The sequence below is a fragment of the Paenibacillus sp. FSL R5-0486 genome (assembly GCF_037975155.1).
GTDB lineage: Bacteria > Bacillota > Bacilli > Paenibacillales > Paenibacillaceae > Paenibacillus > Paenibacillus amylolyticus.
Genome location: NZ_CP150237.1, coordinates 5,274,833 through 5,298,995 on the forward strand (window position 1 = coordinate 5,274,833; position 24,163 = coordinate 5,298,995).

General features: G+C 47.6%; 16 protein-coding genes. 10 read left to right on the forward strand and 6 right to left on the reverse strand.

Annotation, left to right across the window (positions count from 1 at the left end; all coding sequences use genetic code 11):
• The first annotated feature begins 24 nt into the window (after nucleotides 1-24).
• Nucleotides 25-786 (forward strand): ankyrin repeat domain-containing protein, encoded by a 762-nt coding sequence (locus MKY01_RS23485; RefSeq protein ID WP_339283762.1) that lies wholly within the window; start codon nucleotides 25-27, stop codon nucleotides 784-786.
• Between the two features lie 156 nt (nucleotides 787-942).
• On the opposite strand, the gene MKY01_RS23490 is transcribed toward MKY01_RS23485, so the two are convergent.
• Complete coding sequence (locus tag MKY01_RS23490; protein WP_339283764.1) at nucleotides 943-1,980, reverse strand: FAD-dependent oxidoreductase; 1,038 nt, start codon at nucleotides 1,978-1,980, stop codon at nucleotides 943-945.
• Between the two features lie 24 nt (nucleotides 1,981-2,004).
• Nucleotides 2,005-2,388: a helix-turn-helix domain-containing protein gene (locus MKY01_RS23495; protein WP_076254337.1), complete on the reverse strand. Its 384-nt coding sequence runs from the start codon at nucleotides 2,386-2,388 to the stop codon at nucleotides 2,005-2,007.
• A gap of 140 nt (nucleotides 2,389-2,528) precedes the next feature.
• Between MKY01_RS23495 and MKY01_RS23500 the strand changes: the two genes are divergently transcribed.
• Both MKY01_RS23500 and MKY01_RS23505 read left to right on the forward strand, forming a co-directional pair.
• Nucleotides 2,529-2,882 (forward strand): DoxX family protein, encoded by a 354-nt coding sequence (locus tag MKY01_RS23500; RefSeq protein WP_339283767.1) that lies wholly within the window; start codon nucleotides 2,529-2,531, stop codon nucleotides 2,880-2,882.
• A gap of 113 nt (nucleotides 2,883-2,995) precedes the next feature.
• Nucleotides 2,996-4,957 carry an AraC family transcriptional regulator gene (locus tag MKY01_RS23505; protein WP_339283769.1) on the forward strand — a complete coding sequence of 654 codons (1,962 nt, stop codon included), beginning with the start codon at nucleotides 2,996-2,998 and terminating at the stop codon, nucleotides 4,955-4,957.
• A 180-nt stretch (nucleotides 4,958-5,137) separates the two neighbouring features.
• Here MKY01_RS23505 and MKY01_RS23510 read toward each other — a convergent pair whose 3' ends face one another.
• A complete protein-coding gene (locus MKY01_RS23510; protein ID WP_339283771.1) occupies nucleotides 5,138-6,643 on the reverse strand; it encodes an exosporium glycoprotein BclB-related protein in 1,506 nt (501 codons plus the stop codon).
• Between the two features lie 34 nt (nucleotides 6,644-6,677).
• A complete protein-coding gene (locus tag MKY01_RS23515; protein ID WP_339283773.1) occupies nucleotides 6,678-7,037 on the reverse strand; it encodes a hypothetical protein in 360 nt (119 codons plus the stop codon).
• 903 nt (nucleotides 7,038-7,940) lie between these two features.
• On the opposite strand from MKY01_RS23515, the gene MKY01_RS23520 reads away from it, so the two are divergent.
• Nucleotides 7,941-9,875, forward strand: a complete 1,935-nt coding sequence (locus MKY01_RS23520) for a carbohydrate-binding protein (protein ID WP_339283775.1) — start codon at nucleotides 7,941-7,943, stop codon at nucleotides 9,873-9,875.
• 33 nt (nucleotides 9,876-9,908) lie between these two features.
• The gene (locus tag MKY01_RS23525) at nucleotides 9,909-11,972 is read left to right on the forward strand and encodes a family 43 glycosylhydrolase (protein WP_339283777.1); all 2,064 of its coding nucleotides are present in this window, start codon (nucleotides 9,909-9,911) and stop codon (nucleotides 11,970-11,972) included.
• A gap of 115 nt (nucleotides 11,973-12,087) precedes the next feature.
• Here the strand turns inward: MKY01_RS23525 and MKY01_RS23530 are convergent, their stop codons facing one another.
• Nucleotides 12,088-12,624, reverse strand: coding sequence for an NAD(P)H-dependent oxidoreductase (locus tag MKY01_RS23530; protein ID WP_036617635.1), 537 nt, complete (start codon nucleotides 12,622-12,624; stop codon nucleotides 12,088-12,090).
• 204 nt (nucleotides 12,625-12,828) lie between these two features.
• On the opposite strand from MKY01_RS23530, the gene MKY01_RS23535 reads away from it, so the two are divergent.
• From MKY01_RS23535 to MKY01_RS23545, 3 genes are all read left to right on the forward strand, one after another.
• Nucleotides 12,829-13,191, forward strand: coding sequence for a helix-turn-helix domain-containing protein (locus MKY01_RS23535; protein ID WP_339283779.1), 363 nt, complete (start codon nucleotides 12,829-12,831; stop codon nucleotides 13,189-13,191).
• Nucleotides 13,192-13,444: 253 nt separating this feature from the next.
• Nucleotides 13,445-18,412 (forward strand): discoidin domain-containing protein, encoded by a 4,968-nt coding sequence (locus tag MKY01_RS23540; protein WP_339283780.1) that lies wholly within the window; start codon nucleotides 13,445-13,447, stop codon nucleotides 18,410-18,412.
• 174 nt (nucleotides 18,413-18,586) lie between these two features.
• A complete protein-coding gene (locus MKY01_RS23545) occupies nucleotides 18,587-19,306 on the forward strand; it encodes an SDR family NAD(P)-dependent oxidoreductase (protein WP_282320602.1) in 720 nt (239 codons plus the stop codon).
• 79 nt (nucleotides 19,307-19,385) lie between these two features.
• Here the strand turns inward: MKY01_RS23545 and MKY01_RS23550 are convergent, their stop codons facing one another.
• Nucleotides 19,386-20,414 carry a hypothetical protein gene (locus tag MKY01_RS23550; RefSeq protein ID WP_282320601.1) on the reverse strand — a complete coding sequence of 343 codons (1,029 nt, stop codon included), beginning with the start codon at nucleotides 20,412-20,414 and terminating at the stop codon, nucleotides 19,386-19,388.
• A gap of 258 nt (nucleotides 20,415-20,672) precedes the next feature.
• On the opposite strand from MKY01_RS23550, the gene MKY01_RS23555 reads away from it, so the two are divergent.
• Both MKY01_RS23555 and MKY01_RS23560 read left to right on the forward strand, forming a co-directional pair.
• Nucleotides 20,673-22,748 (forward strand): methyl-accepting chemotaxis protein, encoded by a 2,076-nt coding sequence (locus MKY01_RS23555; protein WP_282320600.1) that lies wholly within the window; start codon nucleotides 20,673-20,675, stop codon nucleotides 22,746-22,748.
• A 94-nt stretch (nucleotides 22,749-22,842) separates the two neighbouring features.
• On the forward strand, nucleotides 22,843-24,015 hold the full coding sequence (locus MKY01_RS23560) for an aminotransferase class I/II-fold pyridoxal phosphate-dependent enzyme (RefSeq protein WP_036617475.1): 1,173 nt from the start codon (nucleotides 22,843-22,845) through the stop codon (nucleotides 24,013-24,015).
• Nucleotides 24,016-24,163: the final 148 nt, after the last annotated feature.

Sequence of the window (24,163 nt, forward strand, 5' to 3'; positions counted from 1 at the left end):
ATTCACGAAGATGAAAAACTTGCAGTGAGCGTTATTCAAGCCATTCACACTGGAGATATTCCAACGTTAGAGCAACTGCTGGCAGAGAATCCGGGATTGGCAAAGATAAGAATATTGGAAAGAAAGCCTGACAACGTAGATGCAGACTCTAGTATCTCTCGAACGCTGCTGCACGTGGTGACGGATTGGCCGGGGCACTTCCCTAATGGAGCGGATGCCGTGCGAGTATTGACCAAGTTTGGTGCGGAAGTGAACGCTCCTTTTGTTGGTCCAAACATCGAGACACCTTTACATTGGGCTGCAAGCTCCAATGATGTTCAAGTACTTGATGCCCTTCTTGATGCTGGCGCAGACATTGAAACGCCTGGCGCGGTGATCGCCGGTGGCACGCCGCTGGACGATGCTATTGCTTTTGCACAATGGGATGCAGCACGGCGCTTGGTTGAGCGCGGCGCGATCTTTGCCCTTTGGCATGCGGCAGCCCTTGGAGATATTCACGCCATACAAGAACATTTTAAAGGAGCCAAACTCCCGGGACGTTATCCTTGGGGAACAAGCACCTCCCCTTCTCCTCCCAATGCAGTAACCGTTGCCTTCTGGTGTGCTTGCCATGGAGGACAAAGAGAAGCAGCCGAGTACCTTCTTGACCAAGGCGCAGAACTGAACTGGATAGCCAGCTGGGATGGAATGACTCCACTAGACACAGCAAAACGCAATTTATCAACTGAACTGATCCCGTGGCTTGAAAGTCAAGGTGCCAAATCCGCTAGCGAGATTCACAGGTAGATGAAGCTAGCAAGGAATTGCCAATCGCCAGTGGCTGCGAATACAGTTATGAGGAGAATCCGGTGGCTACTGGGGAAGTGTAGAAGACTCCAACAAATATACACAACGAAAAGGACATCGCCACTTGAGCGATGTCCTTTTCGTTGTGTGGTGAATCTAAAACCGTGAGAGGCGGCAAGGGTCTAATTCATTTCTTGATTTGCCATCAATAATTTCACTTGCAGCCAGATTCGCAATCAGCGGCGCCAGCGTAATTGCAGAATGCATTAGCGTCAGATAAAGTCCATTCATGTGATCATGGAAGCCCACAATCGGATAACCGTCTTCAGGCATGGGTCTCCATCCAACCTTTATGCTTTCCAGTTCCAGTTGATTTCCGTGCTTGAGACTGCGACGCAATGTGTCGTAAGCTCGCTTACCGACCGCCTGTGGTCCATTTGCCTCCGACTCGTCGATATAATCTTCCGCAGCCAGTAGCGTATAATCTGTCAGTTGACGCGCTTCAAATTGCGCATTGGAGATTAATGTGTGTATCAGTTTATTAGCAGTTTTCATCCGAATCAGAATCGAAGGTGACGAAGTTACCGGCACGTGACAACCTAACGGGTTACAAAGTTCGGGTGTACCTGTTCCTGCAGCCAATACCACAACATCCGACTCCACAAAACCCTTGGATGTATGAACACCAACCAGATGGGAACCCTCTTGCTTCAGCTGTGTAACGTTGGTGTCGAACTGAATCTTTGCGCCGTACTCTTGCGCTTTGCTCAACAACAGCTCCGTTACCGCTATAGGGTCCACCGCACCTTCTTCGCTGACAAACATGGCTTCATCCGGATATTCCTTCAGATTGGGCTCCAATGCCTCAAGCTGCTCCCGGTTTAATTTTTGAAAGTGTTGCTCCCTTAGAGGCGGAGTGTCCCAAGTTAGCGCGCCATGCCAATGAATTTTCAGTTCGGACAACTCTTGCTGAAGTGTGTGATATTCTTCCACAGCTGCATCGTACAAATGCCAGTATTCAGGAGCCACTCTATGCGTCGTATGTATCCAGGCAAATGATTTTTCTGTGACTTCACGCGCCGCGGCTGAGTGCCGCTCAATAACAGTTACATCTTGATTTCGTTTGGCTAGATGATAGGCCATACACGCCCCAACAATCCCTGCACCAATAATCACAATTTTTTGTTTATTCAAAACTAACTCTCCCTTGTCACCCTATCACCCCAAGGAATCGATTTTCCGAGGTTCGGATGGGTGTGCTCCTTTTTCGTCTTCTTCGCTGTACAGCTTCTCCATATGCTGCATATGGCCGGCTCCCCAGTCGCTCATTGTCTGGAGCACAGGTTTCATGAGCTGTCCGTACTCCGTAATCGAGTATTCGACCTTAGGCGGAATTTGAGCATATACTTCGCGATGCACAATATCGTGATACTCCAGTTCTTTTAACTGCTGGGTCAGCATTTTTTTAGAAATATCTGGAATGGCTTTTTGTAATTCGCTGAACCGCATTGTACCGTTGCTCAGCAGTCGTAGAAGAATCAATGATTTCCATTTACCCGTAAGGATATCCAAGGCCGTTCCGAATTTACAATATACCGTCATTCTTATTCCTCACTTTCTGACCATACCCGGGTATACTTTTGGTTACCTGGTTAGGTTTAAGTGCCTACTTCCAGATTGGGCCTTCTCACTTTAGTATAGAGGCAGATATTAAAATCGAGCAAGTGAGGGGATAAGAAAAGATGAATTTAACGTTATGGATCGTACAAATCATATTGGCGCTAGGTTTCATATATTCAGGATGGATGAAAACCATTCGTATCGAGTCGTCAAAAAAGACCTGGGCCTGGGTCAATGATGTGCCAAAAAGTCTAGTTATTTTGATCGGAATCACGGAGCTACTCGGAGCGCTGGGCCTTGTTTTGCCTTGGGTGCTGAACATCACTCCGGTGCTTACACCCATCGCCGCAATCGCTTTGGCTGTTGTCACACTGCTTGGAATGCTGTTTCATATTCGGCGTAAAGAGTACCGGGAGCTCGGCGTAAATATCTTCTTTATAGTTCTGGCATTGATCATAGCCTTTGGAAGACTATAAAGGAAACGGGGAACGTTCTGGAAAGTGACAAAAAGCCACTAATATTATTATATAATAACCTCACCACATAAAAGGCTGGCTTCAACAGCTCATGGAAGGAAGACAACTCTCTATTGAAAGCAACCTTGAATGTACAAGAACACATACTCATCTGGAATTGTGCATCGCTCAAAATCATGGATGTACGACATATTGTCATACAGGCCGACGAGTGCGTACGTCCTTACCTGTTCCCTGCCAGCGCCTTTCTGTACGTAACGAATGGCAATGCAACCGTGATTTTGGACGGAAATGAGCATGCTACAAAACCATTTTATATGCTTCATGGGGGCAAAAACACCCGTCTGGACATCATCTCAACGGACGAATCCTTTCATTATTACCTGATTTTCTATAAAGCCTCCTTACCGCTACCTGGCAAGCAGCATACTCTTCAACAACCGGATCAACCATTGCCATTCCACCTCCAGTACGGTTTTATTCCCTATCATCCTGCCATACTCTACGAAATCACTGAGCGAATGCTGGGCGAATGGAATAGACCGGGACGCTTGGAGCGACTCCATACCAAAACACTATTCTATCAATTTGTATATGAATTGCTAAGACAAATGGATCAACAACAGGTCAGCATTGTTAGGCCTAACCTTGCTTCTCAGCTTATTCGCTATATGCAGGAGCACTACGCCCAGCCGCTGACGCGGGAAACCCTTGCTCGTACATTCCATTACAGTGTCCCTTATCTGTCCAAGTACTTCCGTCGTGAAACTGGCGCAAGTCTAATCGATTACTTAATCGGTATTCGGATGAACAAAGCAGCAACGCAGCTGCAAAAGACCCAGTTATCTCTGCAAGAAGTCGCCGCAAGCGTTGGATATGCTGATGTATCCTATTTTATAAGAATGTTCAAAAAACATACGGGAGTCACACCAAAGCAATTCAAGGATGAGTCCGGACAAGTGACAAAAGGTTCTTATCGTCCTATCCTTAGGCTTCGATCATCCATTGCTCCGCGTAAACTCCGTCGTTATATTGATATCAGAGATGATAATCATTATCAACATAGCGAAAAAGGAGATTTACGGATGTATAGAAGCAAACTACCTGTAGGAATTACCCTACTGTTGTGCCTAACTCTATTGGTTAGCGCATGTTCCAGGCCAGCAAACACGAATGGAAGCACTGGCAGTACGCAAAGTCCAATTGTAGGTGCAGAGAGTAATATCAGTAACACCACAAACGGAAGCTCGGAGATGGTAACCTATTCTGCGGTTAACGGTGAAGTACAAATCCCCAAAAAACCTCAAAGGGTAGTAATGGTTGCAGGAGCCTTTACCGGTCATTTGCTAGCTCTTGGCCTTAAGCCTGTTGGAACTGGTGATGAGTCCTTTAACAGTTATACAGAAGGAAAGCTCGATGACGTTGTCAACATCGGTAACGATGTACCCTACGAGAAAATCATGGAGTTGCAGCCGGATTTAATTGTCGTTTGGAATGACCCTGAAACGATCGAAAAGCTGTCCAAAATTGCGCCGACCGTCGCTGTTGAATATGGAATACCTCTACGGGAGCAATTGATGGATTTTGGCAAGATGACTGGTAGAGAAGAGCAAGCGAAGGCCTGGATCGCAGAGTGGGATGCTAAGATCGCTGAATATAAACCACTCGTGGAGCAAGCGGTAGGTGATCGCACGGTTTCGATTTTTGATACGGGAAGTGCCAAAGAATTTTATGCCTACGGGAGCTTTGGTAGAGGTGGAGATATTATTTATGGAGAGTTTGGCCTGAAGGCACCGCCGATCATTCAGAAGGAAGCCATCGATAGCGGCAAAGGTTGGGCCAAGTTATCACTTGAATTGTTACCACAATATGCAGGAGATTATATCTTTGTAAGTGGATGGACAGGTGATGAGAGTGGGGATTCCGTTTTTGAAGGTCCTATCTGGGATAACCTCCCTGCTGTCCAGAATAATCACGTTTATCGCGAGGAAAGCCGTGGCTTCGTGTTTAGTGACCCAATTTCGTTGGAAGCCCAACTTAAATTTGTCGTAGACAGCCTAACCAAAACAGAGTGAAATTGAGTAGGCCACGGTATGTACGAGGCGAGGAGCAATCCTCGTCTTTTTATGTTTTTGTATAGTCCTTATCTTTCATTTGAAGAGAGTTTGAAAACAAAAGCACACACATAAACAGGGACCTCTCACCATGTTGGCAAGAGTCCCTGTCTTTAAACTTGTTATATAGCCCATTTTCCGTTAAGTGATGGTAAGGCCGCCACTTGCATATCCCGCTACCGTTGTAGCCACATCAATTCCGGCTGTTACTGATGCTGAGAACACCATAAGCAGGCGGTCACCGGCAGATACCGGAATACTCAGTCCTGTAGTCACCCCGCTGGATATTGTGCCCAGTGCCAAAATGCCGGTCAGTGGAGGAGCTAAGGTTACCAATGCACCTGGTACAGCTGTAAAGGAGTTATTAGGTGTAGTGGATCGGAATAATTGTGCAGTTAAGGTTACTGTAGATCCAACCAAACTTAGTCCGGCTGTTGTGCTGAAATAAGCGGCCAGTGAAGTAATCGTTCCTGCACGCGATGCTGAGAAAGCAAAGTTAAGCAACGTGCCTGCAGCGCCTGTGAGATCAATAATTCCTCCGTTAACACTTACTCCGGTAGAACTGTTACCAAAACCAACTAAACTGGAAGTATTCAAAAGTCCACCCAAAACTGTAGTCAACACAACAGGAAGTCCTGATGCATAAGGAATAATTGTTCCAGAACCACTCGCACCCGTAGCCCCGGTTGTACCGGTTGTACCTGTTGCTCCGGTTACTCCCGTTGTACCTGATGCGCCTGTTGCTCCCGTTACTCCGGTCGTACCTGCTGTGCCTGTTGCTCCTGTTGTACCTGCTGTGCCTGTCGCTCCGGTTACACCCGTTGTACCTGCTGTGCCTGTCGCTCCCGTTACTCCCGTTGTACCTGCTGTGCCTGTCGCTCCCGTTACTCCGGTTGTACCTGCTGTGCCTGTCGCTCCTGTTACTCCGGTTGTACCTGATGCGCCTGTAGCTCCTGTTACACCCGTTGTACCTGCTGTGCCTGTCGCTCCTGTTACTCCGGTTGTACCTGCTGTGCCTGTCGCTCCCGTTACTCCGGTTGTACCTGCTGTGCCTGTCGCTCCTGTTACACCTGTTGTACCTGCCGTGCCTGTTGCTCCGGTTACTCCCGTTGTACCTGCTGTGCCTGTTGCTCCGGTTACTCCCGTTGTACCTGCTGTGCCTGTTGCTCCGGTTACTCCCGTTGTACCTGCTGTGCCTTGTGCTCCTGTTGCACCTGTCACTCCAGCTGTCCCTGGTGTGCCTGTCGCCCCCGTAGCCCCAGTTGCGCCTGTAGCTCCGTTGATGCTTGGGGTTTCACCCAGCAATTCGGAAGAAACCAAACGATGGGCTGTTACCAATGCGCCTGTGTTGCTCTTACCCCATACGGATACTTGAACAGGATCATTAACCGTCGCTGTTGTTGTAAAAGTAAACTCGAAGGCATCCAGATTGGCAAAATAGTTGTTGGTTACTATTTGATTAGGTGCGATGTCAAAAGACTCACTGACATACAGAACCCTCATTCCACCACTCATGTAATACCCTTGTATTTGTATGGTTGAGGTACTCACATCACTACGGTTATCAATTTTAACTGTAACTGTCTGAGTCGGCCTTACACCGCTAACAGCATTATTTTCTATTGGCCCTGTTGATAAAAAGCTCATCGCTACATCTCCTCTTTTGGGGATTTCTGATCTCCTAGATGTCATTAACTGTATTTTCGTGCTCCACCACCCGGTGTGCATCTACCAATTGCCCAGTGGCTTGTTTGCCCCACAATGAAATCCCTACTTCCTCCACACCTTCCACGTCTGTTCCAAAAACAAACTCAAAAGCAGCTAAATCTGCAAAATAAGTTCTGGTCACTGCTTCATTAGGAGCAATACTGATTACTTCACTCACATACAGCGTTCTTGTTGTGCTTAGCACATACCCCTGAATGGATACTGTTACAGAGTCCACCTCAGCCCGACTTACCAATCTAATCGTTACCTGTTGGGTCGGTCTAACCCCGGAAACCGGATTGTTTTCAATCGGCCCAGTCGACAAAATAGCCATTTTTCCCATCCCACCTTTATGAACCTCTGACTCTAGCAGTATTTGGCATAAGCTCACTCGATAGTAATATTCAAACACTCAATCAACGGTGTGGACAAAACACAGGGGGCAACCCACCATTATCACTTAATAACCTTTTACGCACAGGCCTTTGGCTATACAAAAACTGGGATATGTACAACAAAGAGAAGAAATTATGCAATGTCAAAGTTGGTCAGCAAGTAAGAGTAGATTTTGTTATATAACCAGGATCGATTCCAGAAAAAAGCGAAAATAACCGTTCCTCTGGTAGATTCCAGGGAAACGGTCACAGCTCAAGACGTCTTTTTCTCGTATCTAATTGTTGGCCGGGTAAAGCTATGCTTGAAAGTGTAGTTTTATAGAATATGAGATCGTATTTTACCATCAAGCCCAATGTTAAACACATAGAATAATCATTTTCTTCATCCTCTACTAAAAAATAGAAAAAGATTGTATTATCTTAAAATTGTGATATGATATCGTCAAGTTAATAAACATTTAAATGAAAATATGAAAGATAATTACATTTAAATGTGGCCAAACCTCTTTCTTCGCCAAATTTCAGTGTTCTAGCCCATTTTATTGAAAGCGATTACAAAAAGAAACCTGACAGATTATAGTTTTTCTAATCGCACCCACAGATGCAGGCTTACTTCGGGTTATAGCCACTCCCCTTGCTGCCGTGACCACGTACCCGGTGCACAGGTTGTCTGGCTTAAACCATACATGACAACATGAAGACTTATCCTAACAGCCAACCTAACCATTATTTCAAGAAGGGGGTGACATGAGGAAAATCTTTTCGTTTTTTCGGCATTTCATCATCTCAGCTATCCTGAATTTTAGCTCACCAACTAATCAAATCTCATGGAGGCGAAACGTATGATTCGTAAACCGCTAGTTTTGTTGTTGTCGTGTCTGTTAATCTTTGTCACCCTGCCCATGGAATCAAGCCATGCAGCCAATGCAGCCGTTGCCAAACTTCCTGGAAACTCTAATCCCCTCATCGATCATAAACTGGGAGCCGATCCTTATGTGCTCGTCCATAACAATCGGGTCTACGTCTACATGACAGGTGATGCATATCTGTACAACAGTGACGGCTCTGTCCGAGAGAACCAGTACAGCACGATCGGGAAAATTAACGTCATCTCCTCAGCTGACATGGTGAACTGGACAGACCATGGTTCCATCCCGGTAGCGGGTGCGAATAATGCCAATAATGGACAAGGAATCGCCAAATGGGCTACCCAGTCCTGGGCTCCTGCCATGGCGAAGAAAACCATTGCTGGCAAAGAAAAGTTTTTCCTGTACTTTGCCAACTCGGGTGGAGGTATTGGCGTACTCACGGCTGATTCCCCCATTGGACCGTGGTCCGATCCAATTGGTCGTGCCCTCCTGACTCACGGTACACCGGGTATGTCCGGCGTAACCTGGCTCTTTGATCCGGCTGTACTTGTCGATGATGATGGCTCTGCTTACTTGTATGCTGGAGGCGGCATCCCGAACGATACCAATGCTGCTTCCATTGCCAATCCCAAAACAGCTCGGGTCATTCGTCTCGGTGCCGACATGACCAGTGTGGTGGGCAGTGCTGTGACTATTGATTCTCCTTATATGTTCGAAGATTCTGGCATCCACAAGTATAACGGCAAATATTATTACTCCTACTGCATCAACTTCGCGGGAACACACCCCACTGCATATCCAAAAGGTGAGATCGGATACATGGTCAGCGACAGCCCGATGGGGCCTTTCACGTATAAAGGACACTTTCTGAAAAATCCCGGCACGTTCTTCGGTGTAGGCGGCAATAACCACCATGCCGTGTTCCAATTCAACAACGAATGGTATGTGGCGTACCATGCGCAAACGGTAAGCAAGGCATTCCTCGGTGATGGTAAAGGGTACCGTTCCACACATATCAACAAACTGACACATAATGCGGATGGAACAATCCAGGAAGTTCAGGGGAATATGACAGGTGTACCTCAGACCACTAACCTCAACCCGTATGTCCGCGTGGAAGCCGAAACCATTGGCTGGCAAGCAGGAATTAACACTGAACCGAGTCAAGCGAGCGGTGGACCTGTAGCCAATCAGAATGTCACTAATATTCATAACGGGGATTGGATCGCGGTCGGCAATGTTGATTTTGGCTCAGCTGGAGCCTCCAAGTTCAAGGCCAATGTCGCTTCTACCGGAAATGGCAACATCGAGGTTCGACTGGACAGTCCGACAGGCCCACTAGTTGGAACACTTAACGTAAGTTCAACTGGCGGTTCGCAAACTTGGCGCGAGATGGAGACCAATGTTACCAATGCTACAGGGGTACATCGTTTGTATCTGGTGTTTACAGGCTCGGGCAATGGAAATCTGTTCAAACTGGACTACTGGCAGTTCACATCCGGTTCGGGCGGCAACCCTAACCCAAATCCTAATCCCAATCCAAACGTTACGCGTTACGAAGCCGAGAATATGACGCTTGGCGGCCAATACGCTGGCGTAATCAGTTCCCCTTTTAATGGAGTCGCTCTTTACGGGAACAATGATTATGTAGCATACAATCAATATTTTGCATTCCCAACCCACCAATTCTCTGTTCGCGGCGCTTCCAACAACAATAATACAGCTCGTGTTGATCTGGTCATTGGGGGTGTAACCGCTGGTTCTTTCTACTTCACGGGAACGGAGCCGACCGTTCAAACCCTCACCGGCATCACTCATGCTACAGGCAATCAGGAAATCAAGCTGGTCGTAACAACGGATAATGGCACTTGGGATGCTTACATTGATTATCTGGAGTACTCGCTTTAATTCCTAGGACATGATCAATTGGGAGGATAGAATATGTGGAAAAAAATCAGTGCTCTTCTACTCGCTCTTCCTTTGCTTATAACATCATTCCCTTTGACAAGTCCGGTAGCTTCAGCCGCAACGTTCAGCAATCCGGTTATTTACGCGGATGTTCCTGACAGTGACGTCATTCGGGTAGGCAATGCATTTTATATGACAAGCACAACGATGCATATGAATCCGGGAGTCCCGGTCATGAAGTCTTACGACCTGGTCAACTGGAGCATCGTAAACTATGTATACGATACGCTTGGAAACGGGGATATACAGAATCTGAACAATGGACAAAACGAGTATGGGCGTGGTTCCTGGGCGAGCAGTTTGCGGTACAACAACGGTATATATTATGTGGCCTTTGGATCGCTTTCCACGGGCAAGACGTATATCTACCAAACCAGCAATATTGAAACAGGACCATGGACACCTTACACATTGAACAGTTATTACCATGACCCCTCCCTTTTGTTTGACGGGAATCGAACCTTTCTTGTTCATGGCAGTGATAACATCAGTATCGTTGAGCTGACACCTGATGTCAAAGCCGTTAAATCCGGCGGGCTCAATCAGGTCCTGATTCCAAACGCAAGCAGTGTTGCCGGCTCCAACATGATTGTAAAGGCAGAAGGAGCACACATTCAGAAGATCAATGGTATGTACTATGTATTCCTGATTGCCTGGCCTTCGGGTGATGGTCGCATTCAGCTTGCCTATCGTGCAAACACATTGACAGGTCCATACACAGGTAAAGTTGTACTCAGAGACTCGGGAATCGCCCAAGGAGGCATCGTGGATACCGCATCCGGCGCTTGGTACGGCTTGCTGTTTCGTGATAGCGGAGCCATTGGGCGCATCCCCTATCTTGTTCCAGTGACGTGGTCGGATAACTGGCCTGTGTTTGGGGTGAACGGCAAGGTTCCCCTTAACATGAATATGCCCGTTGAAGGTCAGCCTGCTGCCAAAATCTACGGGTCCGATGAGTTCAACGCAACCACATCAGGCACACCCTCAGTAACGCAACTGTTAGTGAACGGCGGCTTTGAGGAAAGTAGCATTCAGCCCTGGACCAGCAACAATACGGCGAACATCACCGTAACAAATGCCGAAGCGTTCAGCGGTACAAAAAGCTTGCTCGTCAGCGGCAGACAGCAGACAGCAGGCGGAGCCAAACAGATGGTTACAGGGAAGCTAGTACCGGGAGGAACATACTCTTTTTCGGCAAAGATCAAATACACTACTGGTCCTGCAACCAAAACGTTCAATCTTAGCATCCAGAACGGTGCAAGTTATACCGGAATTACCATTATGGGCAGTGCGACGTTAACCCGTGGACAGTGGGGTACCATTCAAGGTACGTATACCGTTCCGTCGAATGCAGACCTGTCCCAAAGCTTTATTTTTGTGGAAACACCGTATAACTCGAATCCGGACCCGACCAATGATTTGATGGCGTTTTATGTAGATGACGTCTCCCTGACGAGCAATTCATCTTCTGGTACATCCAGTCTCGGTACTTTCTGGCAGTGGAATCATAACCCTGATGCTGCCAACTGGTCCCTGCTCCAGCGGCCCGGTTTCATGCGGTTAACCGCAGGCAAAATCAGCAAAAACCTGTTAGAAGCCCGCAACACCCTGACACAACGAACCTTTGGTCCAAAAAGCACGGGGATGACCGCTTTGGATACAGCCGGCATGAAGGATGGTGATTATGCTGGACTTGCTGCTTTTCAGGCCAAATATGGTTTTGTCGGCGTAAAAATGACGGGCAGCACCAAATCCATCGTTATGGCTAATGCCAGTTCCGGCACCATGACTGAAGTAGCAACTGTGCCATTAAACCAGAACAGAATCTATTTACGCGTCATCTGTGATTTTACGAACCAAACCGACAAAGCCTACTTTGCTTATAGCCTGAATGGCAGCAACTGGACAACCATTGGCAATACACTTCAAATGTCTTACACCCTGCCACACTTTATGGGATACCGGTTTGCACTATTCAATTATGCAACGAAGTCTACCGGAGGATATGCAGATTTCGATTATTTCCGCGTAGAATAAATGTAGTTTTATTCGGTTATTAATGTTTCGTTTATTGATCAGGACCTGGACTTCACCATGTGTGGAGTCAGGTCCTTTTCAGTACATTTTCTATGAAGAGCTTCACCTTTTAACTTCAAAAATCCCGGAACTGCTTTATATAACGCATGTATTCTTCAGCACTTCGGTTAATCTCTTCATCCGTAGCCTGGAACGAGGCACCATAGACTGCATAATGCGGCAGCGCCTGAACCCCTACATGATTCATGCTTGCTACGAAAGGTGCAACAAGTTCCTCTACGCTGTAACCGATGGAACCATCTTTCGCATAATTCTCCTGCTTATCCCCTATGGACATGGCCAGACCCATCCGCTTTCCCTTCAATCGATTACCTTTCGATCCGTACGCCCATCCATGGGTAAACACGTCATCAAACCATTTCTTTAGCAGCGGTGGGTAACTGTACCAATATAACGGGAACTGCAACATCATATGATCATGCGTCTCCAGCAACTCTTGTTCTCGGCAAACATCAATCTTCCAATCGGGATAGGCCGAATATAATTCGTGAAGAACAATATCATCTGTATGCTGCAACAACTCCTCCTTCCAGCGACGATTGACTCTTGAACTTTCGATATCGGGATGTGCCAGAATAACAAGTGTTTTCATCATAAGTTCCTTTCTTCCCATCCCGGGTGTTGGTTTCTTTAATTGAACATGGACCATTATCAGTCACATCCAGTCAAAAGAAAATACACACAATGAAGTAAGATGGTTACCTCAAAGTGTGTATGGACTTCAGTGTCAGAACCGTGAGAAAATAAATAGTTACACCCTATATAACACGTAAAACTTAAACTGAGGTGAATCAGGATGAAACAATACAATCTGGGCATTGAAGCGACGCTCGAAATTATAGGTGGCAAGTGGAAGGCGCTGATCATCTGTCTATTGATGTCCGGAGTAAAGAGAACGGGCGAATTAGGGCGTAGCATCCCGGGCATTTCGCAAAAAGTACTGATTCAACAATTGCGCGAGCTGGAGCGGGACGGCCTTGTCACCAGATATGTCTACCAACAGATGCCTCCCAAAGTAGAATATGGACTTACAGAATATGGCGTTACCGCCAACACCATCGTGGATGTCATGTGTGCTTGGGGGAGGGACAATATTGCTCTCAGGCAACAACGGGGGGAAGATATCGTATTGTTGGAGAACAACGATTCCGTATCTTGATTTCACAGTTGCACATTCCCCATACATTATGTAGGACATATGTCTCTTTTTCCACGAAAACGATTAAAAAACCTTTATATTCCAGACAAAATGATCGATATACAAAATGGGGCACCTGAATATCCCGTGTTGAGCATTGGATTCACATCTCACAAAAGCAACATGGGAAACAAAATGATACATACGGTAGCGAGTAGAGAATAAGAGAAGCTCTGTCTGGTGAGATGGCAAGGGCTAACAAAGGAGTAGTCATATGAAGGTACGAACGAGTCAAAGAGGAAAAACACACAACATCTACATGAACTTGCTGTTATCTGTTCTGTTGTTGATTAGCAGCATCCCGCTGTGGCCGGTCTCAAAAGTGAACGCCGCAGATGAGGAACATCATCTGTTATCCCTGAACCGGCCTGTGTACAGTTCGTCATCTCTGGGCGGCAATACGGCAGATCTTGTGGTTGACGGCAACAAAAACAGCCGCTGGGAAAGCATATGGCAGCAAGATCCGCAGTGGATCTATGTTGACTTAGGCACGGTGGCCTCCATCTCGGGCATCTCCATCCAGTGGGAAAATGCGTATGCTTCCGCCTTTGATCTGGAAGTATCCAACGACGAGGTCAACTGGCAGTCTGTTTACTCGACAACAAAGGGGCAAGGCGGCCTGACAGAAATTGAGGTCACAGCGGAGGCACGATATGTGCGCTTGTTCAGTCATCAAAGAGCACAGCCAGCCTATGGCGTCTCTGTATACGAATTCAATGTATATGGGACGGGCGGAGCAAATCCACCTCCCAAACCATTAGCAATGAACCTTGCACTAGGACAACCGGTTACAGCGTCTTCGGAAGAAATTGATGAGCCCAGCCGTTCAGCCGAGGATAAAGCCAAAATGGAAAAAGGGAATTACGAAGCACGGAATGTAACGGATGGCCGTCCGGATACACGCTGGTCTTCCATCTACAAGGATCAGGAATGGATTGTTGTAGACCTTGGACTAATCCGGGAAATCGGGAACGTATCCCTACAATGGGAAAACGCTTTTGGACGTGCATACGATATTCAAGTATCAAATGATGCAGACCAGTGGACTACATTATACCGGGAACTGCACAGCGACGGTGGACGGGATGAGATTCCGGTATACGCCGAAGCACGGTATGTGAAATTAGCCGGACTTGGCAGAGGAACAACCAACGGATACTCCCTGTACGCATTCGACGTCTACGAGTATATCGAAGGCGATGCCAAACCTGTGCATACAATTCCGAATATCCCTGAACCGTCCTCGGTAAAGGTGGGTTCCGGCAGTTACGCTGTAAATGACATCACCATGCTGCAGCCGAAAAACCCGAAAAATCGCACGGCTGACATCACAGCGCCCCTCCCTTCCAATGACTGGTGGCAGTCTATTCTTGTATCCGATCTGGGGGATGGCAACAGTCTGGTCACACTTCCGCTTAAAAGTAGATATACCAAACAAGGACTTCAACTTCTGAATCCCGGAGCTGGTTACGTTTCGGCTGATGGCGGTTCTATGGACGCTGACGGTGAACCGGATCTGATCATGAGCACCAGCAATATGAACCCGGCGGAGGTAAATACCAAGGTGGCGGGATATGGGGATTATTCCGCAACGATCATCATGAGCGATGATGACACAGCCAAAATGAATACCACGTTTGTGAAAGGTTCCCCTTTCCTGTACAACACCTTCGATAACCCGGATACCATTATTGTTCGTTCTCCCAACATCACACGTCTCTTCGATGATCAGAACCGTGAAATTGTTCTGAATGATGGAGAATCGCTGACGGCCGATCATATCGGTGTTGAAGTAACCAATCAGGACAGAGCGCCCACGCCTCAGACCTTTACAAGAAACTACGGGATCTTTGCACCTGAAGGAACCGTATTTATGAAACTTGGCAATACGCTCAAAATCAAGCTGGGCCAGAGCGAAGACTATCTGTCCCTGGCTACCCTGCCGTCCGCGGCAGAACTGTCTTATTATTACCGGCATGCCTACGCCTTTGTAACCGATACAACAGTGGACTACAATTATAATGAGAGCAATTCACTGGTAACGACTACCTTCAACTCGGTAACCCGGACGAAGCGGGCAGGCTTTTCATCCGAGACAGTGATGGCCTTGTTGCCGCACCAATGGAAACTAGCGACTACTCCGGTAACGGAGCTTGCTTACCCTTCCATTCGCGGCATGATGAAAGTAAGTGAAGGCAATACGTTTACGACACAGGATCGATTCTATGGCATTATTCCGCAATTTGTGGAGCCAGATGATCCAACCTACTCGCGTGCACAATTAATCAGCTATCTGGATCAGCTTGACGCGGATACGGCAGGCAATCTGATGAGCGAGGATCCTTACTGGCAAGGGAAAAAGCTTCATCCGCTTGCGCTGGGTGTGCTCATCAGCGACCAGATAGGAGATACGGTACGACGAGACAACTATCTGTCCCTGCTTCGAACCATTTTGACAGATTGGTATACCTATTCGCCGGACGAACCTTTGCACTCGTATTATTTTTATTATTCGGATGAATGGGGAACCATCTTCCCTTACGGTAGCGGATTCGGTGTTAATACCGGATTGACAGATCATCATTTCACCTACGGTTATTACGTTTTTGCATCGGCTGTACTGGCCACATATGACAAAACATTCTTGCAAGATTACGGTGACATGGTTGAGCTTCTGATTCGGGACTATGCTAATCCTTCACGGACAGATGATCAGTTTCCATGGCTTCGCAATTTTGATCCGTACGCTGGTCACTCCTGGGCAGGTGGTTACGCCGATAATCGCAGTGGGAATAACCAGGAGGCCGCAGGAGAAGCGCTCTTTAGTTGGGTCGGCCAATATATGTGGGGTGAGGTGACAGGCAACAAAGCCTATCGCGACACCGGGATCTGGGGCTTCATGACCGAAGAGAAAGCTGCCGAGCAATACTGGTTTAACTATGACGGGGATAACTGGCTGGAGGATTACCAACACGCTACGGTAGGTCATGTGTACGGCAGCGCCTACCTGTATGGAACGTACTTCTCTAATGAGGCGGAGCATATTTACGGTATTCACTGGCTACCGCCAGCGGAATGGATGACCTATTATGGACGTGATCCGCAGAATACTAAGGCTCTCTACAATGGTCTCATTAAGGACCTGGGTGGTCAGCAGGAGCGCACATGGCAGCATATTATCTGGCCATTCCAGTCCATTGGAGACCCGCAAAGTGCTCTAGCCAAATGGAATACGAGTGAGATGCAGCAAAATGAAGTCTTTAACGCGTACTGGTTCATGCACAGCATGGCTTCTACGGGAACACGCACGATGGATATATGGGCAGATGATCCGGCAGCAACCGTGTATGAAAAAGACGGCGTCTATACAGCGCAAATCTGGAATCCGTCCGACACTGTCAAAACAGTTCATTTCTACAATGCCCATGGCGCTTTGGGTTCGGCTACCGTGTATGCCAAAGCGCAAGTAAAGGTTAACCCGCTGGAACATTCCGTCGTTAAACAGCCGGATGCCTCTCAGGGTGTAGTCTATCTCGATCGGAGCCAATGGACCATTACGGCATCCTCCAGTTCGGAGCCGGTAGAGCGCATGGTGGACGGTGATCTGACTACACGCTGGTCATCCGGACAGATTCAGAAACCTGGCGATTGGTTGCATATCGATCTGGGTGGCGAACAGTTTATGGATACGGTATTCATGAACTCCGGCAACAACGGCGGTGATTATGCTCACGGGTACGAAATCTACGTATCCAAAGATAACGAGAACTGGAGCGAGCCTATTGCAGAGGGAGCAGGAACATCTCCAAGTCTGTCCGTTGATTTGGGCATGCAAACCGCCCGTTATGTCAAAATTGTATTGACTTCCTCTGCAGACAGCTGGTGGTCGATCTCTGAACTCAAGCTTGCCCGATTTGGCAAACTTGAAGCAACACCAGAGCTCCCACAGCCCGTACCGCCTCCAGATCGCTCTTCATGGATCGTAACCGCCTCCTCTACTCAAGGAGCAGATGTTACAGCCAATATGCTGGACGGAAGTTCAGATACACTATGGACAAACGGTAGGAAGCAAACCAAAGGACAATGGATTACCATTGACCTCGGCCAAAAGAGTTTTTTCGATGCCATAGAATTGGACCCGGGCCATGCGAAAGAAGACTATCCGAGACAGTATCGGATTTATGTCTCGGATGACGGTGAACACTGGGGCACATCCATTGCGGGCGGCGAAGGCACGCCTGGACGCATGTCCATCACCTTCCCTGAACAGCAGGCACGTTATGTGAAAATGGTACAGATCGGGGATTCCGATCAATGGTGGTCGATCTCCGAGTTGTTTGTTCATCATAATGGAACGGGCAAACAAAAGAGGCTGCTGCCAGATGGCTGGTCCGTGACAGCTTCCTCCGGAGACGATGCAGCGGCTATACTCGACGGCTCGGACCAAACACGCTGGACCTCCGGTCAGACTCAAACAGGCGGCGAATGGATTCAGCTTGATCTGGGAGCCTCGCAGCCAGTGAATCGGATTGTGCTGGACAGCGCGCACAGCCGGGAAGACTTTGCTCGCGGTTATGAAATATATACTTCTCTGGATGGAGAGCATTGGGGAAAAGCCTTGGCTTCGGGTGAAGGATCAGATGCGCTACTTTCTATCGCTTTTACACCGCATGAGGCACGTTATATTAAGGTCGTACAGACGGGTACCGATTCTCATTGGTGGTCCGTGGCTGAATTAGAGGTCTATACCGCTGATCAGACACCTTGGATATCCGGGGAACAGGATCATCTGCTACCTGCTGAACTGGATCGAACATCATGGACAGCGACTGCCTCCACCTCTGAAGATGTTGCGGCGATGCTCGACGACGATCTGAATTCACGCTGGACCTCTTCATCTGGTCAACATGCCAGTCAATGGGTCCAGATTGATCTGGGAAGCAAGCAGAGCTTCAGCCGCTTGACAATGGACTCAGGCAGCAGCAACGATTATGCTCGCAGCTTCCAGCTTTTCACTTCTGATGATGGCGAACGTTGGGAAGGGGTTACGGAAGCACTGGGAACAGGACCTGTCATCTCACATACGTTCTCCAGACAAACGGCGCGATACATCAAAATTGCCTTGACCGCGGACACTCCCGAGTGGTGGTGGTCCATCGCCGAGTTAAAACTTTACCATTAATGTTATCATGATCTCTCCAACCATCTCTCTCCCGTCCTTGCGGGGCAGGGGTGGTTTTTCTTGATAAGGATGAAGCATACCTCATGTAAACTTCATGTTCCATATATCACCTTTATAGTAAGATATAGATTAATGTAAATATTATTAATTTCTAATCGATAAGGAGGGCTTTATTTGAAAAATATAATTGTCTTTGGTGCAAGCAAGGGATTGGGCGATGCATTTGTCAGAGGTGTGCCACAATCCGGTGATAAGGTCTGGGTGGTCTCCCGCAGCAAGCCGGAAAGTCTGTCCGTGGAGGATGGCGTCGAGCGAATATGGATTCAGGCTGATCTTTCCGAGCTTCAGGCCGCAGAGCAAGTTGCCAGCCAACTTCAAGGCCAGACGTTGGATGTGCTTATTTATAACGTGGGGATCTGGGAAAAAGAAGGATTTGAAGAGCACTACACGTTTGATAAGGATGAACCCGCAGATATCAGTCAGCTGATCCATGTGAATGTGACTTCTACAATTGTATGTATACAGGCTTTACTGCCTCAGCTTCGCCAGTCTGAAGCAGGCAAGATCATCCTGATTGGTTCAACAGCCGGTTTGAGCAATGCAGGCAGCAGCCAGGTTTCTTTTGTCGCCTCCAAATTTGCCATACGGGGTATTACGGAAGCTCTAAGAGAACATACGAGAAATGACCGCATCGCGGTGACATGCATCAACCCGGGAGAACTGGCGGCAGAAATTCCGTATGAAGACGGGATGGAACGTGCACTGGCCGAGTATGATGGGACCCGCATTCCCCTGCAGGATATGGTCGCCATCGTTCGATGTATCATCAGCTTGTCCAAAGCGGCCTGCGTAAAAGAGATCAACATGCCTGCATTAACGGATACGAACACCTAGATAGCAATGACATCTACACGCCTCAATCGGTCCGTTCACCGGAGTGCGCTCTGTATACACATGCTGGACAGAAGCCCGTTTACATTAATACATGCGATAAGTGCGCAATACCTATAGAATTCAGACGTTCATGCTCAGGGATATTTTCATATAACAAATGGGATTTTCCGGCCTTGTCCAGGTGATCACGCATAGCTGCAATTCGTCCTTTGTTAACATCAATAAAACGAAAATCGATTTGGCGCAAATGCTCCAGCCCGGTCAGTCCAGCAAACGAATCCGCCTTGAGCGCCGTATTAATCTCTTTCAGTTCAATAGACTCCAAAGCACGGGCTGTCCATAGATGTGTCGTATCCCGCAACGATTTCATATAGTCCAGTTCGAGCTGTCTGAGAGAGGTCAGATGGGAAAAGTCGCATAACTGCTCCAGCTTGGGCAAGGACAGATGCAGATATTCCAGCCCGCGCATCTGTTCGAGTCCCTGAATACTCGTCAGTTTGCGAACAGAGCTGAGCTTCAACATCGAGATGGTCGACTGTGTCAATACATCCAGTCCGCCTTTTAACTCGCAGTGATCCAGGGACAGATACTGAAGCATGGGCAATTCCGCTAACACATCAACACTTTCGACCGTGCAGTTCAGAATGAGCGTATGCAGTTGAAGACATGCCGCAATGGAAGCAAATCCGTTGAATTTGCCACGCAGTTCAAGAAAGGTCAATCGTTTGTAGTGTTTAATAAAATCGAGCACGGTTGCCTTTGCAGGTGAATTCAATCTTAAGAACTGCAGTTGCTCCATCGCACCCAGTATCGTCAAATCCTGAGCCTGCGAAAGATCAAGCTGCAAGGCAGACACATGTTTCAACTGTGCCAGTCGCCCCAAAAATCCGGATGAATATACCCCTTTAGGGTCCATATGTGATATGTGTAGAATCAGATCCGGCCGGGCAAAGAATACTTTGGCATCGAGCTCGGCAAGGTCCTCGTATGTATCCGCGTCAACGCGAAAATGAACCGTTGCTCTGCGACGCAACAGATGCACCGCCTGGTGCATCTTTTCGGCATTCCATGGAACCCCCTGTATTGAAGCATGCCATAACTCACTCACAAATAATCCCCCTTTTCCCATCCATAGTTCCAATTCATTCCATTATAAACAAGATCGCCTGGATGAACCACTACCGATCCCGTTTTTTCATTCCTTTCCTCTTTTTTCATCCCTCCCCTTTCACCCTGCTCATACTCATGCCTTTCCTTTCCGTCGCTTTCAGGATTATTCGACAGAAATCTACATAAAACTATAGATTAAGCCGACATATAACTTAGGCGTTTTGAGCTTTTTATTAATCATCTGGGGAGATGGAATATGTCGAACATGTTGAACAAGTGGGGGAAAACGGGAGCACGGACATCTAGTATGGCAAATACGTTGTCCATTGTGCTGCTGATCATTATCGTAGTTGTCTTTGCCGTGCTGGGAACATTTATGTTTGCAAGCACACGAAACATTCTGGTGAAACAGCAGGAATCCATGCTCCAGACCAAGACACAAGCCATTGTTAGTGAATTTGATGCACTATTCAAGGAAAAGGGCGCACTGGTCAAGCAAATGTCCACCAACACATTATTTCAGCAATACATAGAAACAACAGCATCTGCTGCGGATGCGAAAAGTTCAACCTACGCTGCGGAAACACAGGCGACACTCGCCGCTATCGTTAAGGCAGAGCCTTCGTTTGCCGATGCCTGGGTCGCGGGCCTGGATGGAAAAGGCTTTTGGATTCAAAATGATGGTGTCGTATCTGCACCGGACTTTGATATCCAGTCACGTCCATACTACAAGCCGGTTACTGACGCAGACGGACTTTATTTCTCCGATCCGTACATTGATATTGCAGCAGGCGATGTACTCATGGGTATCTTCTATCCGATCAAAGACAAAAACAACACCACGATCGGCTTTGCCGCAGCGGATATTGCATTCAAGGATATCCCGGCGATTATGGAGAGTTATTCCCTTGGAAGCACAGGTTATTCCATGTTGCTATCCAAGAGCGGGGAAATTCTGTACCATCCAGATCAAGAGAAGGTACTGAAGGAGAACATCCTGAACAGTACGGGCGACATGGGGGACATCGGCAAGAAAATGCTTGCGGGTGAAAACGGCGTACAACTTATGAACGACAATGGGGAACGTCGATATATCGGCTACGCTACCAGCAAAGATACGGGATGGTCCGTTGGTCTGACCATATCCGAAGAAGAAGTTCTTGCGGAATTAAAAACATTCACGTGGATTACGCTTGGCGGTTTTGCTGCAGCCACCCTTCTGCTTGTGATTATCTGTTACATTACCCTTCGCCGTCTGTTACGCTCCATACCACAGCTGCTGGCCAAGATTAAACAGATTGAACAAGGTGACCTGACTGTCAAACTGGATATCAAATCTAATAATGAAATTGGCCAGATCGCCACAGGCTTGAATTCCATGGTGCAGAAAATTCAGGGCATGCTGCAAATGGTCGGCAGCTCGGCGCAAATCCTGAACCAGTCGTCGAATGATCTGCAGGCCATCTCCTCACGAACGGCTGTGACCATGAATGACACATCAACAGCCATCAACGAGATTGCCAATGCAACGAATTATCAGTCCATCGAAACGGAAAATATCTTACGCAAAACAGGCTCATTATCCAGCCAAATTGATGAAATTGCTACCGATGCGCAGGCTATGGGAACGGTCGTGCAGACATCTGCTGATCAAAGCAGCCAAGGACTTGCGGTCGTGGAACAATTATCGAAATGGTCCGACGAAAACCACCAGTCCACCCAAGCAATGTCCTCTATTATCCAGGAGATTGACCTGAGTCGGAATGAAATATCCAGTTTTGTGGATACAGTCAAACAGATTGCCTCTCAAACGAACCTACTCGCCCTGAATGCCTCTATTGAGGCTGCACGTGCTGGCGAACATGGAAGAGGATTTGCCGTCGTTGCCGAAGAGGTCCGCAAACTTGCAGAACAGACGGCTCAGGCAACAGAGGAAATCAACAAAAAGGTGAATGTTATTGAAGAGAAAACAACCCTGTCGGTTGAACATACCATGCGCGGTATGAAGATTGCGGAGGAGAATGCCAAATCCGTAGAAGATACCAAACATGTTTTCTTCAGTATTAACAAAGACTTGAAAGATCTGCAGCAACGTATGATGCAGATTACCACTAATACCGCCAATGTACACAAACACAAAGATGAGATATTCCAGGCATTGGAGATAATCTCCTCCACCACAGAGGAGAACTCGGCATCGACGGAAGAAGTAAGCGCCAGCACGCAGGATCAGCTGGATAGTATCGAACAGGTAGCGGATCTGTCGAAACAGTTGAACCAGCTATCTGGCAAACTGCAAGACGAACTAAGTCAGTTTAAAGTAAAGTCATGATCCGCAAGCTTTCCCCTGCTCTTCTCTTTTAGTCGCTGTCCATTTATTATTAATGAATATGCGTACGAAGAGGATTGGAGGCTGAATCATCATCATGAACTTTGCCAAACGAATGGATCATTTCAACGAAGGAATTTTCACCCGGTTGCTGGAGATCAAACGCCGCAGACTGGAGAACGGTCAGCCCGTTATTGATCTCAGTGTGGGTACGCCTAATATCCCACCTGCGCAGCATATTATAACTGCACTATGCGAGGCCGCTGCTGATCCGGCTAATTATATATATGCTGTGAATGATCAGAGTGAGTTGCTGCAAGCTACAAGCGATTGGTACAAGCAACGCTATCAGGTCGAGTTAGACCCGGCAACACAGATCTGTTCCTTGCTCGGTTCACAGGAAGGGCTGGCACATATATCCCTCTCCATTGTCGATGAAGGTGATCTGGTGTTAGTCCCTGACCCCTGCTATCCAGTCTTTGCGGATGGACCGTTACTGGCAGGTGCAGAACTGTATTATATGCCGCAAAAAGAAGAAAACGGGTATGTTATTCAGCTTCAGGATATACCGGAAGATATCGCTCATCGAGCAAAATTCATGCTGGTCTCCTATCCTAACAATCCGACAACTGCAATGGCACCGGATCAGTTCTATCTTGACCTGATTGCCTTTGCCAAGAAGTATGATATTATCGTGCTTCACGATAATGCGTACAGCGAGCTCGTGTTTGACGGAAAGTCATGTGGAAGCTTCCTCGCATTCCCTGGCGCCATGGACGTCGGTGTGGAATTCAATTCCCTGTCAAAAACGTACGGACTGGCAGGAGCTCGAATCGGCTTCTGTGTGGGCAATGCAACCATGGTCTCCATGCTGAAAAAGCTAAAATCCAATATGGATTACGGGATGTTCCTACCGGTCCAAAAAGCAGCAATTGCCGCCATTACCGGTGATCAATCCGAGGTTGAACGGGTCAGAGCAATCTATGAACAGCGAAGAGACATCCTCTGTGATGGATTCAGCAATCTCGGTTGGCCCATCGCTAAACCTGAAGCAACGATGTTCGTCTGGAGCCGGATTCCGGCGCACTACGACAGCTCGGAGCAATTTGCCATGGATCTGGTTACACATGCAGGAGTCATCGCAACCCCAGGCAGTGCCTTTGGTCCTTCAGGCGAAGGTTACGTTCGATTCGCGCTTGTTCAGGATAATGAAATATTGCAACAAGCGGTACAATCAGTTGATGACAGCGGGATTCTGAAATCCAGCTAACGGGAGCACAATTCGAATGTGCTCAAGCCAAAATCCCCTCAAGGTCCACAGGGAGTAAGAGTTTCACGTTTGATAAACGTGGTCTCTACTTCTTGTAGACGTGAGGGGATTTTGTCATTTGGTGCGGGAGTAGACATTCATCGGGTGA

Excerpts from the sequence above, each read along its gene's own strand:
- MKY01_RS23495 (WP_076254337.1), bottom strand. The coding sequence starts at position 2,388 with ATGACGGTATATTGTAAATTCGGAACGGCCTTGGATATCCTTACGGGT.
- MKY01_RS23500 (WP_339283767.1), top strand. The coding sequence starts at position 2,529 with ATGAATTTAACGTTATGGATCGTACAAATCATATTGGCGCTAGGTTTC.
- MKY01_RS23510 (WP_339283771.1), bottom strand. The coding sequence starts at position 6,643 with ATGAGCTTTTTATCAACAGGGCCAATAGAAAATAATGCTGTTAGCGGT.
- MKY01_RS23515 (WP_339283773.1), bottom strand. The coding sequence starts at position 7,037 with ATGGCTATTTTGTCGACTGGGCCGATTGAAAACAATCCGGTTTCCGGG.
- MKY01_RS23520 (WP_339283775.1), top strand. The coding sequence starts at position 7,941 with ATGATTCGTAAACCGCTAGTTTTGTTGTTGTCGTGTCTGTTAATCTTT.
- MKY01_RS23525 (WP_339283777.1), top strand. The coding sequence starts at position 9,909 with ATGTGGAAAAAAATCAGTGCTCTTCTACTCGCTCTTCCTTTGCTTATA.
- MKY01_RS23530 (WP_036617635.1), bottom strand. The coding sequence starts at position 12,624 with ATGAAAACACTTGTTATTCTGGCACATCCCGATATCGAAAGTTCAAGA.
- MKY01_RS23535 (WP_339283779.1), top strand. The coding sequence starts at position 12,829 with ATGAAACAATACAATCTGGGCATTGAAGCGACGCTCGAAATTATAGGT.
- MKY01_RS23540 (WP_339283780.1), top strand. The coding sequence starts at position 13,445 with ATGAAGGTACGAACGAGTCAAAGAGGAAAAACACACAACATCTACATG.
- MKY01_RS23555 (WP_282320600.1), top strand. The coding sequence starts at position 20,673 with ATGTCGAACATGTTGAACAAGTGGGGGAAAACGGGAGCACGGACATCT.
- MKY01_RS23560 (WP_036617475.1), top strand. The coding sequence starts at position 22,843 with ATGAACTTTGCCAAACGAATGGATCATTTCAACGAAGGAATTTTCACC.